This is a genomic window from Pseudomonas sp. TYF_14 (genome assembly GCF_043105275.1).
GTDB lineage: Bacteria > Pseudomonadota > Gammaproteobacteria > Pseudomonadales > Pseudomonadaceae > Aquipseudomonas > Aquipseudomonas alloputida.
On sequence record NZ_JBICLK010000009.1, the window covers coordinates 18,663 to 34,419 of the forward strand.

The following is a 15,757-nucleotide window of genomic DNA, read 5'->3' on the forward strand; positions in this document are numbered from 1 at the left end:
GAGAGGATCTGCTATCGATTCAAGCAGGGAAAGAAAGGTGGAGAGTCGATCTGTAAGCCGGGTTTTGTCGAGGACAGTCATTCCTCTACGACGGCCATCACTGGACGCCTCTAGCAACCTACCCGGTTCCGACGCGGGCCACGCCTGATGGAACCCTATTTGGTCTTGCTCCGAGTGGGGTTTACCTAGCCACGAACTGTTGCCAGCCGTGCGGTGCGCTCTTACCGCACCTTTTCACCCTTACCGGCACCGAAGTGCTTAGGCGGTTATTTTCTGTGGCACTTTCCGTAGGCTCACGCCTCCCAGGCGTTACCTGGCACTCTGCCCTATGGAGCCCGGACTTTCCTCCCCCTGCTGCTCACACAACAAAAGTTGCGGAACAAAAACAGGCAGCGACTGTCCGATCGACTCTCCGCCGCCAAGGTTACCGACACGCGGGCGCAAGAACAAGCGCTAACGGCATTTATATCAAACTGCCACTATTCGGCTTTCTGCTTTTCAAGGGCCAGTTGATACAACAGGTTCTTGCGCACCCCGGTAATTTCCGCTGCAAGCGCCGCCGCCCGCTTCAGTGGCAACTCAGCCAATAGCAGATCGAGCACGCGCTGCGCTTCGGCACTGATGGCCTGCTCGCCCTCCGGCGCACTCCAGCCGCCGACCAGCACCACGCATTCACCACGCTGCTGATTGCTGTCGCCGGCTACGAAGGCGCGCAACTCGGCCAGCGGCAAGCCCTTCAGGGTCTCGAAGGTCTTGGTCAGTTCACGCGCCAGCAACGCCGGACGATCGCCACCAAATACCGCCTCCATGTCTTCAAGGCACTCCAGGATGCGATGCGGGGCTTCGTAGAAGATCAACGTGCGCGGCTCTTCCCTCACCTGCTCCAGGCGCGCCCGGCGCCCTGCCTGCTTGGCCGGCAGGAAGCCTTCGAAGATGAAGCGATCCGACGGCAGGCCTGCCGCCGAAAGCGCGGCGATCAAGGCACAGGCGCCCGGCACCGGCACCACGCTCACCCCCGCAGCACGCGCCTGACGCACCAGGTGATAGCCCGGGTCGGAAATCAGAGGCGTGCCGGCATCGGAGACCAGCGCCACATTTTCACCCGCCAGCAGTTTGGAGAGAAAACGCCCGCCCTCGTCACGCTCGTTGTGCTCATGACAAGCGGCCAACGGCGTATCGATGCCAAAGTGTTGCAGCAGGCGGATCGAATGACGGGTGTCTTCGGCGGCGATCAGCGCCACGTCCGCCAGCACCTTCAGCGCCCGGGCGCTCATGTCGTCGAGGTTGCCGATGGGGGTTGCCACCACATACAGCGTCCCCACCGTGGATTTCGAAGCCCCTGCCACATCAGTCACTGCGCACACCTGTCATTCGGATCAAAGGCGCCATTGTAGCCCGAGCGCCTGCAACAGGGCGCAAAGAACTTCGCCGGCGATCAGGAACACGCCACCTATAGTGAAGGATCGACACAGCAACATCGCGCCCCGGCCAGTGCTTGGGTACAATTGCCGGCCAACTTGATCGAGTAACAGGACCTTTACATGATCGCTTGCCTGCGGCTGCTCACAGCCCTCTGCCTCGCCGCCCTGCTGGCAGCCTGCGCCAGCTCGCCCTCATCCAGCCTGGGCGAACTACCACGCACCCCGGACGCCAGCATCGAGCAACTGCTCGAAAAGGCCGCTTCCAGCAAGTCTGCGGAAGACGCCGCGCTGCTGCGCCTGAGCGCGGCCGACCTGGCCTACAAGCAGAAGGACTTCCCACGCGCCGCACGCATTCTCGAGCAGGTCCCGCTGGACACGCTCAAGCCGGCCCAGCAAGTGTTCGCCAGCACCCTCGCGGCCGAGCTGGCCATGAGCCGCAACCAGCCCAAGGCAGCGCTGACCGCCCTGGCCCACCCCAGCCTGCAGCGCCTCGCCGAACTGCCGGCAGACCTGCAAGCGCGTACCTACAGTGTGCACGCCGCCGCGCTCGAAGCCGATGGCCAGGCCCTGGCTGCCGCACAGCAGCGCATCCTGCTGGCCCCGCTGTTTGGCGGCCAGGCCGCCAGCACCAACAATGACGCCATCTGGGCCTTGGTCGCCTCGCTGCCTGCAGAGCAACTGCAGCAGCCAACCAACGATCAGACCCTGGCTGGCTGGACCAGCCTGGCCTTCGCCGTGAAAAGCGCCGGCACCCTGGAGCAGCAGCAAGCGGCCATCGAAGCCTGGGTCAAACAGCACCCGGACCACCCTGCCGCCCAGCAACTGCCGCTGGCCCTGACCAAGCTCAAGGAGCTGGCCAGCCAGCCGCTGACCAAGATCGCCCTGCTACTGCCTCAGGAAGGCCCGCTGGCCGGTGTAGCCCGCGCCCTGCGCGATGGCTTCATGGCCGCCCACTTCCAGGCCCAGCAAAGCGGCCAGCCAGCGCCTGCGGTACAGGTGTTCGACAGCTCACGCATCGGCTCGCTGGACGACTTCTATCGCCAGGCGCAAGCCGCCGGCGTGCAACTGGTCATCGGCCCGCTTGAAAAGCCATTGGTCAAACAACTGGCCGCCAAACCACAGCTGCCGATCACCACACTGGCCCTGAACTACGCCGACGCTGGCCAGAAGGCGCCGCCACAACTGTTCCAGTTCGGCCTGGCTGCCGAGGACGAAGCCCGCGAAGTGGCCCGCCGCGCCCGCGCCGATGGCATGGTCCGCGCCGTTGCCCTGGTGCCGAGCGGCGAATGGGGTGACCGTGTCCTGGCCGCCTTCCGCCAGGACTGGGAAGGCAATGGCGGAACCCTGCTCGCCGCCGAGCGCATCGCCCAGCCGGTCGCCCTGGCCCAGCAAATTGCCGACCTGTTCCAGCTGCGCCAGAGCGAAGGCCGCGCCAAGAGCCTGCAAAGCACGGTGGGCGGCAGCATCGCTGCACAACCGTCGCGCCGCCAGGACATCGACTTCATCTTCCTCGCCTCGACCCCACAACAGGCGCAACAGATCAAGCCGACCCTGAACTTCCAGTACGCCGGTGACGTGCCGGTCTATGCCACCTCGAACCTGTACAGCGCCAGCGGTGACATCAACCAGTACAATGACATGAACGGCATCCGCTTCTGCGAAACACCGTGGCTGCTCGACACCAGCAACAGCCTGCGTCAACAGGTTGTACAGCAGTGGCCGCAAGCCGCCGGCAGCCTCGGCCGCCTGTATGCCATGGGCGTCGATGCCTACAGCCTGGCGCCGCGCCTGGGCCAACTGAAAGCGCTACCGGACAACCGCGTCCTTGGCCTTTCGGGCAGCCTGAGCATCAATGCCAACCAGCGCGTCGAACGCCAGCTGCCTTGGGCCGAGTTTAGCGGCGGCCAGGTCAAGCGCCTGCCTGACACCGTGCGTTGATGGCCGCAGCATCGCCTACCCGTGCCGGGCAAGCGGCAGAAACCCAAGCCCTTGAGTACCTTCAGGGGCAAGGGCTGCAGTTGCTGGCACGCAACTGGCGATGCAAAGGCGGTGAGCTTGATCTGGTCATGCTCGACGCCGATACAGTAGTATTCGTCGAAGTCCGCTACCGGTTGCACGCGGGCTTCGGAGGCGCTCTCGACAGTATCGACGGGCGCAAGCAGAAACGGTTGGTGCTTGCCGCCACCCTGTTCCTGCAGAAGGAGGCCCACTGGGGCAACTACCCCTGCCGCTTCGACGTGGTCGCCCTGCAGGGTAGCCACCATGCAGGCAGACCGCTTCAATGGCTGAAAAACGCCTTCGAATGCTGAACCCACTTCGTTTTTTTTGCTCTATGTATCGCGGGCTGGTCGTTGTTGCGCGTAGCAAAGGCCACCGCCCCATTTAAGGTCACCAGATGGACATGCAATCCCGAATTCGCCGGCTGTTCGAGGCCAGCATCGAAACCAAGCAACAGGCAATGGACATCCTGGCACCGCACATCGAGCAGGCCAGCCTGGTCATGGTCAATGCGCTGCTCAACGAGGGCAAGATGCTCGCCTGCGGCAACGGCGGCTCGGCCGGCGATGCCCAGCACTTTTCATCGGAGCTGCTCAACCGCTTCGAGCGCGAGCGCCCCAGCCTGCCAGCTATCGCGCTGACCACCGACAGCTCGACCCTGACCTCGATCGCCAACGACTACAGCTACAACGAAGTCTTTTCCAAGCAGATCCGCGCCCTGGGCCAGCCCGGTGACGTTCTGCTGGCGATCTCCACCAGCGGCAATTCGGCCAACGTGATCCAGGCCATCCAGGCCGCACATGACCGTGAAATGATTGTCGTAGCATTGACGGGTCGCGACGGCGGCGGCATGGCTTCGCTGCTGCTGCCCGAGGACGTGGAAATCCGCGTGCCTTCGACAGTTACCGCGCGTATCCAGGAAGTCCACCTGCTGGCGATCCACTGCCTGTGCGATCTGATCGACAGCCAACTGTTCGGGAGTGAAGAATGACCCCTATGCGCCTCGGCCTGATGGCCCTGACCCTGTGCCTGAGCGTCACCGGTTGCAGCTCGGTACTCACCTCTACCCGCAATTCGCCGATCGAGGACGATCGCGGCACGCGCACCATCGGCAGCAAGATCGACGACTCGCTGATCGAGACCAAGGCCGCCGTGAACATTTCCAAAGCCAACCCAGACCTGGACAAGGGCTCGCACATCGTTGTCAGCAGCTACAACGGTATCGTCCTGCTGGCCGGGCAGACCCCACGCGCCGACCTCAAGAGCCTCGCGGAGCAAACCGCCAGCCAGGTCCAGCGGGTCAAGAAAGTGCACAACGAGCTGCAAGTGATGCAGCCCTCCTCCATTCTGGCGCGCAACAATGACGCCTGGCTGACCACCAAGATCAAGACCCAGATGCTGACCGACAGCGCCGTGCCCAGCTCGCGCATCAAGGTGATTACCGAAAACGGCATCGTCTATCTGCTGGGCCTGGTCACCCGTCAAGAAGCCAACTCGGCCACTGCCGTGGTGCAGGGCGTGTCGGGCGTGCAGAAGATCGTCAAGCTGTTCGAGTACATCGATTGACTCAGTGATTGCCTGGACAGGCCAAACAAAAAGGCGATCCATCCGGATCGCCTTTTTTGTTACTTGACCACTTTCAGGCTTGGCCGGCCAGTCGGACGCGGCGGCTGCCCTCCATCGTCTGGCGGGCCATCGTCATCCGGCTGCACATCATCGTCTTCCAGCTCGTCGCCATCCATCAAAGACGGCTCCAGCTCGAAGACCATACCCTGGCCATTTTCGCGGGCGTAGATACCCAGGATTGCACCCACCGGCACGAACAGCGAGTGAGCCACGCCACTGAAGCGGCCCTCGAAGCTGACTGCATCATTGTCCATGTGCAGGCTACGCACGGCACTTGGCGAGATATTCAAGACGATCTGGCCATCACTGGCGAAACCATCCGGCACCTGAACTTTCGGGAATTCGGCATTGACCAGCATATGGGGCGTGCAATCGTTGTCGACGATCCACTCGTACAGTGCTCGAACCAGATAGGGGCGACTGGAGTTCATCAACGGCTCCTTAAAGCTTGCGCATTTCACGTTCTACGGAGGACAGGCTCGCCTGGAAAGGCTCGCGGGCGAACTGGCGCTCCATGTAATCCAGCAGCGGCTTGGCTTGCCGCGGCAATTCGATACCCAACACCGGCAAACGCCAGAGTATGGGCAATAGACAGCAATCGACCAGGCTTTGCTCATCACTCATGAAGCAGGCGAACTCGCTGAACAACGGCGAGACCCCGGTCAGGCTTTCGCGCAAGGCCTTGCGGGCTTCGGTTCGGGCAGCTTCACTGCTACGCGGGTCAAGCACGGTATCGGCCAAGGCACACCAGTCGCGCTGGATGCGGTGCATCAGCAGACGGCTGTTGCCACGCGCTACCGGGTATACCGGCATCAGCGGCGGGTGCGGGTAACGCTCCTCGAGGTATTCCATCACCACGGTCGATTCATACAACGCCAGGTCACGGTCGACCAAGGTCGGCACGCTGCCATAAGGGTTGACCTCGGCCAGCTTCCGCGGCAGGTGGGCGGGATCGACATCGATCAACTGCACGCTGACGCCCTTCTCGGCCAGAACCAGGCGCACCCGATGAGAATAGTGATCAGCGGGATCGGAATAGCAGGCTAACCTGTTGGTTGCGCCCATGTAGCGGCTCCTCGCACGGATGCTTGTGCAACTTTAAATGAAAACGCGCCCGGGGTGGCCTGGCAATACTGCTAGGCCACCCCGGGCGCGTTCAACAACCAGAAACTACTGCGTGATCAGTGCACGTCCTTCCAGTATTCACGCTTGAGCAAGTAGGCGAATACGAAGAAGAAAGCCAGATACAGCAACACATAGGTGCCGATGCGCTGGCTTTCCAGTTTGACTGGGTTGGCCGAATAGGCCAGGAAGGTCACAAGGTTCTTGACCTTCTCGTCGAACTGCTCGGCCGTCAGGGTACCGGAATTCGGCGTAATGGTCAGCTGATCGCAAGCTTCATGGGTCAACGGGCTGCCGGTCAACGGGTCGAATTGCTTCTTGCCATCGACCACCGTCTGCACCTGCTTGCAACCCACCACCTGGTTACCTTGCAGACCCACCAGCACGTTAGGCATGCCGACGTTCGGGAATACCTTGTTGTTCACCCCATAAGGGCGGGATGGGTCCTCATAGAAACTGCGCAGGTAGGTGTAAAGCCAATCGGTACCGCGCACGCGGGCGACCAGTGTCAGGTCGGGCGGCGCAGCACCGAACCAGGTCTTGGCGTCGCTGGGCTTCATACCGATCTGCATGTGGTCACCGATCTTGGCACCTGTGAACACCAGCTTCTCGAGCATCAGTTCATGCGGGATACCCAGGTCGTCAGCCACCCGCTCGTAGCGCTGGAACTTGGCACTGTGGCAACCCATGCAATAGTTGGCGAAGGTACGCGCGCCGTCCTGCATGGCGGCCTTGTCAGTCAGGTCGATATCGACCTTGTCCAGCTCCAGGCCATGTTCGGCAGCGAAGGAAAAGGCGGGCATCACTGCCAGCAAAAATACTGCAATCAACTTTTTCATCAGCCAGTCACCCTTTCCGGAACCGGTTTGGTCTTCTCGAGCCTTGTATAGAACGGCATCAGCAGGAAGTAGGCGAAGTACAACACCGTGCATACCTGCGACAGCAAAGTACGCCCAGGTGTCGGTGCCAGTACGCCCAGCACGCCGAGGATGACGAAGGACACGCAGAACACCAGCAGGAAGACCTTGCTGATCCAGCCCTTGTAACGCATGGAACGCACCGGACTGCGGTCGAGCCAAGGCAGTACGAACAGCACGGCGATGGCCGCTCCCATGGCAATGACGCCCATCAGTTTGTCAGGCACCGCACGCAGGATTGCGTAGAACGGTGTGAAGTACCACACCGGCGCGATGTGCTCTGGGGTCTTGAAGGCGTTGGCCTGCTCGAAGTTAGGTTTCTCCAGGAAGTAACCGCCCATTTCAGGGAAGAAGAACACCACGGCGCAGAACACGAACAGGAACACCACCACGCCGACAATGTCTTTAACGGTGTAGTACGGGTGGAACGGAATACCATCCAGCGGAATACCGTTTTCGTCCTTTTTCTTCTTGATGTCGACGCCATCAGGGTTGTTCGAACCCACTTCGTGCAAGGCGAGGATGTGCAATACCACCAGGCCGAGAATCACGATTGGCAGGGCAACCACATGCAGGGCGAAGAAGCGGTTCAGGGTGATGCCCGAGATCAGGTAGTCACCACGAATCCACTGGGTAAGGTCATCACCGATCACCGGGATGGCACCGAACAGCGAGATGATCACCTGGGCGCCCCAGTACGACATCTGCCCCCATGGCAGCAGGTAGCCCATGAACGCTTCAGCCATCAGCGCCAGATAGATCAGCATGCCGAACAGCCAGACCAGCTCGCGTGGCTTCTGGTAGGAGCCATAGAGCAGGCCGCGGAACATGTGCAGGTAGACCACGATGAAGAACGCTGACGCCCCCGTGGAGTGCAGGTAGCGCAGGATCCAGCCGTATTCCACGTCACGCATGATGTACTCGACCGAGGCGAACGCCTCTTCCGCCGAGGGCGTGAAGCTCATGGTCAGCCACACGCCGGTCACGATCTGGTTGACCAGCACCAGCAATGCCAGGGAGCCGAAGAAGTACAGGAAGTTGAAGTTCTTGGGTGCGTAATACTTGCTGAGGTGGTCTTCCCACATCTTGGTGGCGGGGAAGCGAGCATCAATCCAGTCCATGAACTTGCTCATCATGCGTTCTCCTGGTCGACGCCAATGACGATGATCTCGTCCGACTCATAAGAGTGCGGTGGCACGGGCAGGTTGAGAGGCGCCGGCTGGGACTTGTAGACACGACCAGCCAGGTCATAGTGAGAGCCGTGGCACGGGCAGAAGTAACCACCTACCCATTTCGGCCCAAGGTCGGCGGGCGCCACTTCTGGCCGGAAGGTGGGCGAGCAGCCCAGGTGCGTGCACAGGCCGACGAGAATGAGAATTTCCGGCTTGATCGAGCGAACCTCAGGGTCGACGTACGCTGGCTGTACCGAGGCCTTGGACTCGGGGTCGGACAGGTCACCCGTGATTTTTTTCAGATTGCCAAGGATTTCCTCCGTTCGCCGCACGATGAATACGGGCTGGCCACGCCACTCGGCCACCATCTGCTGCCCTGCCTCGACCTTGGCGATGTTGACCTTCACCGGTGCACCCGCGGCTTTCGCCTTGGCACTGGGAAACCATGACCCCACGAACGGTACCGCAGCCCCCACTGCCCCCGCCGCCCCGACCACGGATGTCGCGGCTACGAGGAAGCGGCGCCGGCCTGCGTTGACGCCGTCATTGCTCATTCAGTCCTCTCCCATCAGCTTGCTTGGCCAGTTGGACCTGGCCTGTACTTAGGTTGTGTCAATGGCACTAAAAATTGGCCGTCATGGTAAGAAACAAATCCACACACTGACAAGGTGATTACCCCGGCAAGGGCGACAACCCACGCTTTGCTTGATCTACGTCTATGCGACAAGCGGCCACTGACTGCTGACAGGTTAGTTCAAGGCTAAAAAAAAAGCCCGGTTCCAAGGAACCGGGCTTTTTTCGACTGCCGAAGCGGTATTAACGCTTGGAGTACTGAGGACGCTTACGCGCTTTACGCAGACCCACTTTCTTACGCTCAACTTCACGAGCGTCGCGGGTGACGTAGCCAGCACGACGCAGAGCGCCACGCAGGGTTTCGTCGTATTCCATCAGAGCGCGGGTGATACCGTGACGGATCGCACCGGCCTGACCGCTGACACCACCACCGGAAACGGTGACGTAGATGTCGAATTTCTCAACGGATTCAGTCAGCTCGAGCGGCTGGCGAACAACCATGCGAGCGGTTTCGCGACCGAAGAACACGTCCAGAGAACGGTTGTTGATGGAAATGTTACCAGTACCCGGACGCAGGAATACGCGAGCGGTTGCGGTCTTGCGACGGCCAGTGCCGTAATTTTGAGTCGCCGACATAATGAACTATCCCGTTAGATCTTCAGTTCTTGAGGCTGCTGAGCAGTGTGTGGGTGAGCAGCACCCGCGTACACTTTCAGCTTGCGGTACATGTCGCGACCCAGCGGGTTCTTAGGCAGCATGCCTTTGACCGCAGTTTCGATAACACGCTCAGGGGCCTTGGCGATCAACTTCTCGAAGTTGATTTCCTTGATACCGCCTGGGAAACCGGAGTGGGAGTAGTACATTTTGTCGGAAGACTTGGCACCAGTCACACGAACCTGCTCGGCGTTGATAACGACGATGTAGTCGCCGGTGTCAACGTGAGGGGTGTATTCTGGTTTGTGTTTGCCACGCAGACGGGTAGCGATTTCGGTAGCCAGACGACCCAGGGTCTGGCCAGCGGCGTCGACTACGAACCACTCGCGCTTTACTGTTTCCGGTTTAGCAGTAAAAGTTTTCATTCTCTAAAGCCTCAGAGGCCGCCCAGCGAAAAATAGACGGCGAATCTTACTGGATAGTGCACAGCTTGCCAAGGGCAAGCGCGCAGCCGAACACAGACGCTTTTGGGGGCTCGGGTCGGGCACGCCAATGTTCGACGGGGTTCTTCCTGCGTGATGGTGCATCACTTCCGCCACGCGGAGAGGGGCTGAATTATCCAGATTGCGCGAAAAATTTCAACCTGCTTTGATTGGCTTCTATCGCCAAGGAGTGAATAACCGATGGAATACCGCCAGCTCGGCCGTACCGACCTCAACGTCAGCGCCCTGTGCCTGGGCACCATGACCTGGGGCGAGCAGAACATCCAGGCCGAGGCCTACGAACAGATTGCCCGGGCCAAGGCTGCCGGGGTCAACTTCATCGACACCGCCGAAATGTACCCGGTCCCTCCCCGCCCGGAGACCTACGCGGCCACCGAGCGCATCATCGGCAACTGGTTCCGTGACCATGGCGACCGCGACGCGTGGATCCTGGCCAGCAAGGTGGCAGGCCCGGGCAACGGCATCAGCCATATCCGCGACGGGCAGCTCAAGCACAACCGTCAGCACATCGTTGCGGCGCTGGACGAAAGCCTCAAGCGCCTGCAGACCGACCGCATCGACCTGTACCAGTTGCACTGGCCAGAGCGCAGCACCAACTTCTTCGGCAAGCTGGGCTACCAGCACCTGCCGCAGGATCACTTCACCCCACTGGAAGAAACCCTCCAGGTGCTCGACGAGCAGGTGCGTGCGGGCAAGATCCGCCACATCGGCCTGTCCAACGAAACGCCGTGGGGCACCATGAAGTTCCTGCAACTGGCCGAGAGCCGTGGCTGGCCGCGGGCGGTATCGATCCAGAATCCGTACAACCTGCTCAACCGCAGCTTCGAGGTGGGCCTGGCAGAAGTGGCCATACGTGAGCAGTGTGGCCTGCTGGCCTATTCGCCGCTTGCCTTCGGCATGCTCTCGGGCAAGTACGAGAACGGCGCACGGCCGGACAATGCACGCCTGACCCTGTTCAGCCGCTTTGCCCGTTACTCCAACCCACAGACCGTGGCGGCCTGCAGCCGCTACGTGCAGCTGGCCCGCGAGCACGGCCTGGACCCGGCACAAATGGCCCTGGCGTTCGTCACCCGACAGCCGTTCGTGACCAGCAACATCATAGGTGCCACCAGCCTGCAGCAGCTGGACAGCAACCTGGCCAGCCTTGAACTGAACCTGAGCGCCGATCTGCTGACAGCGATCGAAGCCATTCATCAGGAGCAGCCCAACCCGGCGCCTTGAGCCAAACACTGCGCCCCGCTTCGCGCCGCTGTTACATGGGGTAGACACAATCGCCAAAAAATAAGACGATCCAGCCGGTGATTGACCACTCTACCCTATAAGAACAATGACAATGATGTTTACCCAACCCTCAGCGTCGCTGCGGCGCGTCAGCATCCTGGCCATTGACAAGGTGTTCGCTTCGACCTTGATGCAGGCCAAGGACTTCTTCCACCTCGCCAGCCTGCGCTATAGCAAGCAGCTGGGCCTGGGCTTGCAGCCCATGTTCGACATCCGCCTGGTGAGCCCCGACAGCCAGCCCGTGGACAGCTTCAGCAATGTGCAGTTACCGGTTGACGGCGGCCTGGACGACGCCGATGTGATCATCCTCCCGGCCTACTGGGATGATTTCGACAACTTGCTGCAGCGTTACCCACAGGTGCTGCCGTGGCTGCGTGAACAGCACGCGCGTGGCGCGGTGCTGTGCGCCGAGGCCAGTGGTGTGTTCTGGCTGGCCGAATCCGGCCTGCTCGATGGCAAGGAAGCGACCACCTACTGGCGCTTCTTCAACAGCTTTGCCGAACGCTTCCCGCAGATCCGCCTGAACCAGGACAAGCACCTGACCGATGCCGACAATATCTACTGCGCCGGCGGTGCAACTTCAGCCTGCGACCTGTACATCTACCTGATCGAACGCTTCTGCGGTGCCAACGTCGCCCGTGCGGTGTCCCGCGATATCCTTTACGAAGTGCAACGCAACTACACCCCGGGGCGCATGGGCTTTGGCGGGCAGAAGCTGCACCAGGACCTGATCATCCTGCAGATCCAGCACTGGCTGGAGGAGCACTTCGCCGACAAGTTCCGCTTCGAGGATGTGGCCCGCAACCACGGCATGAGCATCCGCAACTTCATGCGCCGCTTCCAGGGCGCAACAGGTGACAAGCCGTTGCATTACCTGCAACGGTTACGCATCGAGACAGCCAAGGGGTTGTTGTCGAGCACGCGCAAGAGCATCAAGACCATCAGTTACGAGGTGGGCTATGACGATGCCAGTTTCTTTGCGCGGCTGTTCCGCCAGCATACCGAGTTGTCGCCGAACCAGTATCGGCAGCAGTTCATGCAGGAAGCCTGAAAGGCTTCCAGTGCGGCAGGTTTCGAGCTTGAAGCGACAAGGAAAAACCAGAGCGGATCGCGCATTGCCCTGAATTTTCCTTGTTGCCTGAAGCTTGCCGCTGGCGTCAGGGCTTGTGCGCGCGCGCCAGGAATTCGTGCGACTGCATCTCCAGCAACCGGCTCAGGGTACGCTGGAACTCGAAGCTCAGACGCCCACCGGTATACAGGTCCTTCAACTCCACCTCGGCCGAGATGATCAGCTTGACGTTGCGATCGTAGAACTCGTCCACCATGTTGATGAAGCGGCGGGCGATGTCGTCGGTGGTGACGCCCATCTGCTCCACGTTGCTCAGCAATACGGCGTGGAAGATCTTGCCCAGCTCAATGTAGTCGTTCTGGCTGCGCGGCCCGTCGCACAGGGCGCGGAAGTCGAACCAGGCGACGTCGTCGCAAGTACGCAGGGCATTGATCGGGCGATTCTCGATCATCAGCACGTCGTTCTCGATCGCCTGGGTGCACTCAGGGGTGAGCGCCTTGAAGCTGGCGCGCATGCTCTGGTGCGCCGCGTCATCGAGAGGGAAGTGGAACAGTTCGGCCTGCTCCAGGTGACGCAGGCGGTAGTCGACCCCGCTATCGACGTTCACCACGTCGGTGTACTGCTTGATCATGGCGATGGCCGGCAGGAAGCGCGCACGCTGCAGGCCGTCCTTGTACAGGCCGTCCGGCACGATGTTGGAGGTGGCCACCAGCGACACGCCATTCTTGAACAGCTCTTCCATCAAGGTGCCGAGGATCATGGCGTCGGTAATGTCCGACACGAAGAATTCGTCGAAGCAGATCACCTTGGCCTCTTCGCTGAAGCGCTTGGCAATGATGGTCAGCGGGTTCTTCTCGCCCTTGAGGGTTTTCATCTCCTCGTGCACACGCTTCATGAAGCGGTGGAAGTGCGTACGCATCTTCTGCTTGAACGGCAGCGCTTCGTAGAAGGTATCAACCAGGTAGGTCTTGCCTCGCCCCACCCCACCCCAGAAGTACAGGCCCTTGACCGGAGTCTGCTCCTTCTTGCCGAACAGCTTGCCGAACACGCCCGGCTTGTTGTTCTGCGCGTGCACCAGGTCGTCGTACAGGCGCTGGAGGTGACGCACCGCAGTTTCCTGCGCCGCGTCATGGAAGAAGTCGGGACGTTTCAGATCTGCTTGATAGCGTTCTAAGGGAGTCATGATTCGTTAGCGAGGCAACAAAAAACGGGCCGTCACTGTAGCGACAGGCCCGCTTAATGGCAATCAGTCTGTGGGAGCGGGCGTGCCCGCGAACACCGGCAAAGCCGGTGCCATGCACCGCGGCGCCTGTTTCGCGGGCATGCCCGCTCCCACCGTTTGGCAGCCTCAGTCCTGCTGTGGCGCCAAGGCTTCGTTCAGGCTCTGAATGGCCGCATCACGGGCTTCAGCGTTGTCGAACTGCGGCCCGTCGGCAACCTGCTCGCCATTGAGCCACAGGCCGAAGCTCAGGCCTTCGACGCGCACATCAACCTCGCCACCTTGCTGCAGCTGCTTGCTCACGGCGCCAGCACTCTTGCCGTCGGCGAAGCTGCGCGACAACAGCAGTTGCTCGCCATCAGCGGCCAGCAGGCGGAAGCGGAAGCTGCCGTCTTCATCACGGAAGCTGACAAAACGCGCGCTCTTGGTGGCTTTTTTCTTCACTTCGGCGGTGGCCTGCACGCTGCTGCGGAATGAACGCAGGCCAACGGCCTCGCGCAGCTGCTCGAGGAACGGCGTGGCGATCTTGCGGGCCTTGGCGGCGCCAGCCAGCAGGATGTCTTCCAGGTCCGCCGGCCGGGCGATCAACTGATGATAGTACTCGCGCTTCTCGGCCAGCTGGCCGTCCAGCAGCTGGAACAGGCGCTGCTTGGCATCGCCCCAGCCCAGGCCCTGCAGCAGCTCTTCGCGGAAACCGGCGCATTGTTCAGGCGTGGAGAAGGCCTGGTACAGGGTGAACAGGTGCGCGTTGTCCGGGTCTTTCGCCTCACCTGGCGCGCGCGAATCGGTGACGATGCGCGAGATGGCGTCTTTCATGTCCTTGGCGCTGGTGAACAACGGGATGGTGTTGTCATAGCTCTTGGACATCTTGCGCCCGTCCAGGCCCGGCAGGGTCGCCACGCTTTCCTCGATCACAGCCTCCGGCAAGGCGAAGAAATCCTTGCCCTGGCCGAACAGGTGGTTGAAGCGCTGGCCGATATCGCGGGCCATTTCCACGTGCTGGATCTGGTCACGGCCAACCGGCACCTTGTTGGCGTTGAACATCAGGATATCGGCGGCCATCAGCACCGGGTAGCTGAACAGGCCCATGGTCACGCCGGCGTCCGGGTCTTCGCCGTTCTCGACGTTCTTGTCCACCGAGGCCTTGTAGGCATGCGCGCGGTTCAGCAGGCCTTTGGCGGCAACGCAGGTCAGCAGCCAGGTCAGCTCGGGGATTTCCGGGATGTCGGACTGGCGATAGAAGGTCACCTTGTCCGGGTCCAGGCCACCGGCCAGCCAGGTGGCGGCGATTTCCAGGCGCGAGCGCTGGATGCGCAGCGGGTCGTCGCACTTGATCAGGGCGTGGTAGTCGGCCAGGAAGTAGAACGAATCGACACCGGGCTGCTGGCTGGCACGGATCGCCGGGCGGATGGCGCCGGCGTAGTTGCCCAGGTGCGGAGTGCCAGTGGTGGTGATACCGGTAAGAATGCGCGTGGTCATGGGTGTTCGCTTATTCAGGCTTGGCTCAGTTCGAAAGGCGCGGCAGCAGCAGATCCTTCAGATCGGTCAGCTTGCCATGGAAGAAGTGTCCGCATTCTGCCACTTTCAGCAGCTCATGGGGACGCGACAGGCTGTCGGACCATTCGTAAACCAGCTGCGGCGCGACGACTTCATCGGCGTCCGGCTGCACCACGGTGAGCGGGCAGCGCTGCGGCATCGGGAATTCGGCGGTCAGGCGCATGACCGCCGGGGCGATCATGAACAGGTGCTGCAACTCGACGCCTGCAGTTTCAAGGCGCCCGGCCAGGCTGGTGGCAACGAAACCACCGAACGAAAAGCCCATCAGCACCAGCGGTAGCCCGGGGTGCCTGGCACGCAGCCATGCTGCAGCGGCCTCGGCATCGGCCACTTCGCCAGCGCCCATGTCGTGGCTGCCGGCGCTCTGGCCGACGCCACGGTAGTTGAAACGCAGGGTCACATAACCGGCATCACGTGCGGTGCGCTGCAGGGTCGAGACCACCTTGTTGAGCATGGTGCCGCCCTGGACCGGGTTGGGGTGGCAGATCAGCACCGCGCCACGGGCATTGGCCACGTCCAGGTACAAGGCTTCCAGCTGGCCGCTGGGGCCATCGATGAACAAGGGGGTTTCGCGGACAAGCAAGGCACTACTCCGTGACCTCGGGAAGGGTCGATTCGTCTAGGTGTGAAATTCTGTTCTGATTT

Annotated in this window: 17 protein-coding genes and 1 other RNA gene; 6 read left to right on the forward strand and 12 right to left on the reverse strand. The window is 61.3% G+C overall.

Features of this window, described 5'->3' with window-relative positions; genetic code table 11:
* Nucleotides 1–37: 37 nt before the first annotated feature.
* Both rnpB and rsmI read right to left on the reverse strand, forming a co-directional pair.
* An RNA gene (rnpB, locus tag ACF8O8_RS03150) (RNase P RNA component class A) lies at nucleotides 38–412 on the reverse strand.
* Between the two features lie 67 nt (nucleotides 413–479).
* The gene (rsmI, locus tag ACF8O8_RS03155; RefSeq protein ID WP_014592287.1) at nucleotides 480–1,355 is read right to left on the reverse strand and encodes a 16S rRNA (cytidine(1402)-2'-O)-methyltransferase; all 876 of its coding nucleotides are present in this window, start codon (nucleotides 1,353–1,355) and stop codon (nucleotides 480–482) included.
* Nucleotides 1,356–1,541: 186 nt separating this feature from the next.
* On the opposite strand from rsmI, the gene ACF8O8_RS03160 reads away from it, so the two are divergent.
* From ACF8O8_RS03160 to ACF8O8_RS03175, 4 genes are all read left to right on the forward strand, one after another.
* Complete coding sequence (locus tag ACF8O8_RS03160) at nucleotides 1,542–3,359, forward strand: penicillin-binding protein activator (protein ID WP_392509232.1); 1,818 nt, start codon at nucleotides 1,542–1,544, stop codon at nucleotides 3,357–3,359.
* Nucleotides 3,359–3,730, forward strand: a complete 372-nt coding sequence (locus ACF8O8_RS03165) for a YraN family protein (RefSeq protein ID WP_020190054.1) — start codon at nucleotides 3,359–3,361, stop codon at nucleotides 3,728–3,730. Before ACF8O8_RS03160 ends, ACF8O8_RS03165 begins: the two co-directional genes overlap by 1 nt.
* Before the next feature lie 86 nt (nucleotides 3,731–3,816).
* The gene (locus tag ACF8O8_RS03170) at nucleotides 3,817–4,410 is read left to right on the forward strand and encodes a phosphoheptose isomerase (RefSeq protein ID WP_012053657.1); all 594 of its coding nucleotides are present in this window, start codon (nucleotides 3,817–3,819) and stop codon (nucleotides 4,408–4,410) included.
* Nucleotides 4,407–4,985: a BON domain-containing protein gene (locus ACF8O8_RS03175; protein ID WP_019439045.1), complete on the forward strand. Its 579-nt coding sequence runs from the start codon at nucleotides 4,407–4,409 to the stop codon at nucleotides 4,983–4,985. The genes ACF8O8_RS03170 and ACF8O8_RS03175 overlap by 4 nt, the downstream gene beginning before the upstream one ends.
* Nucleotides 4,986–5,044: 59 nt before the next feature.
* Here ACF8O8_RS03175 and ACF8O8_RS03180 read toward each other — a convergent pair whose 3' ends face one another.
* From ACF8O8_RS03180 to rplM, 7 genes are all read right to left on the reverse strand, one after another.
* Complete coding sequence (locus ACF8O8_RS03180) at nucleotides 5,045–5,476, reverse strand: ClpXP protease specificity-enhancing factor (protein ID WP_104962518.1); 432 nt, start codon at nucleotides 5,474–5,476, stop codon at nucleotides 5,045–5,047.
* Nucleotides 5,477–5,486: 10 nt separating this feature from the next.
* Nucleotides 5,487–6,110, reverse strand: a complete 624-nt coding sequence (locus tag ACF8O8_RS03185; protein ID WP_010952440.1) for a glutathione S-transferase N-terminal domain-containing protein — start codon at nucleotides 6,108–6,110, stop codon at nucleotides 5,487–5,489.
* Between the two features lie 116 nt (nucleotides 6,111–6,226).
* Nucleotides 6,227–7,006 carry a cytochrome c1 gene (locus ACF8O8_RS03190; protein WP_010952439.1) on the reverse strand — a complete coding sequence of 260 codons (780 nt, stop codon included), beginning with the start codon at nucleotides 7,004–7,006 and terminating at the stop codon, nucleotides 6,227–6,229.
* Complete coding sequence (locus ACF8O8_RS03195; RefSeq protein ID WP_010952438.1) at nucleotides 7,006–8,217, reverse strand: cytochrome bc complex cytochrome b subunit; 1,212 nt, start codon at nucleotides 8,215–8,217, stop codon at nucleotides 7,006–7,008. Before ACF8O8_RS03195 ends, ACF8O8_RS03190 begins: the two co-directional genes overlap by 1 nt.
* Nucleotides 8,217–8,810, reverse strand: a complete 594-nt coding sequence (petA, locus tag ACF8O8_RS03200; protein WP_003251823.1) for a ubiquinol-cytochrome c reductase iron-sulfur subunit — start codon at nucleotides 8,808–8,810, stop codon at nucleotides 8,217–8,219. The genes ACF8O8_RS03195 and petA overlap by 1 nt, the downstream gene beginning before the upstream one ends.
* Before the next feature lie 262 nt (nucleotides 8,811–9,072).
* Nucleotides 9,073–9,465, reverse strand: a complete 393-nt coding sequence (gene rpsI, locus ACF8O8_RS03205; protein WP_003251821.1) for a 30S ribosomal protein S9 — start codon at nucleotides 9,463–9,465, stop codon at nucleotides 9,073–9,075.
* 14 nt (nucleotides 9,466–9,479) lie between these two features.
* Nucleotides 9,480–9,908 (reverse strand): 50S ribosomal protein L13, encoded by a 429-nt coding sequence (rplM, locus tag ACF8O8_RS03210; protein ID WP_003251819.1) that lies wholly within the window; start codon nucleotides 9,906–9,908, stop codon nucleotides 9,480–9,482.
* 258 nt (nucleotides 9,909–10,166) lie between these two features.
* On the opposite strand from rplM, the gene ACF8O8_RS03215 reads away from it, so the two are divergent.
* Nucleotides 10,167–11,207 (forward strand): NADP(H)-dependent aldo-keto reductase, encoded by a 1,041-nt coding sequence (locus ACF8O8_RS03215; protein WP_104962519.1) that lies wholly within the window; start codon nucleotides 10,167–10,169, stop codon nucleotides 11,205–11,207.
* Between the two features lie 190 nt (nucleotides 11,208–11,397).
* On the forward strand, nucleotides 11,398–12,318 hold the full coding sequence (locus ACF8O8_RS03220; protein ID WP_010952436.1) for a GlxA family transcriptional regulator: 921 nt from the start codon (nucleotides 11,398–11,400) through the stop codon (nucleotides 12,316–12,318).
* A gap of 106 nt (nucleotides 12,319–12,424) precedes the next feature.
* Here ACF8O8_RS03220 and zapE read toward each other — a convergent pair whose 3' ends face one another.
* From zapE to ACF8O8_RS03235, 3 genes are all read right to left on the reverse strand, one after another.
* Nucleotides 12,425–13,519, reverse strand: coding sequence for a cell division protein ZapE (zapE, locus tag ACF8O8_RS03225; RefSeq protein WP_014592295.1), 1,095 nt, complete (start codon nucleotides 13,517–13,519; stop codon nucleotides 12,425–12,427).
* A gap of 165 nt (nucleotides 13,520–13,684) precedes the next feature.
* Nucleotides 13,685–15,034, reverse strand: a complete 1,350-nt coding sequence (locus tag ACF8O8_RS03230) for a tryptophan--tRNA ligase (RefSeq protein ID WP_019752497.1) — start codon at nucleotides 15,032–15,034, stop codon at nucleotides 13,685–13,687.
* A 25-nt stretch (nucleotides 15,035–15,059) separates the two neighbouring features.
* On the reverse strand, nucleotides 15,060–15,695 hold the full coding sequence (locus tag ACF8O8_RS03235) for an alpha/beta hydrolase (RefSeq protein WP_010952433.1): 636 nt from the start codon (nucleotides 15,693–15,695) through the stop codon (nucleotides 15,060–15,062).
* Between the last annotated feature and the right edge of the window lie 62 nt (nucleotides 15,696–15,757).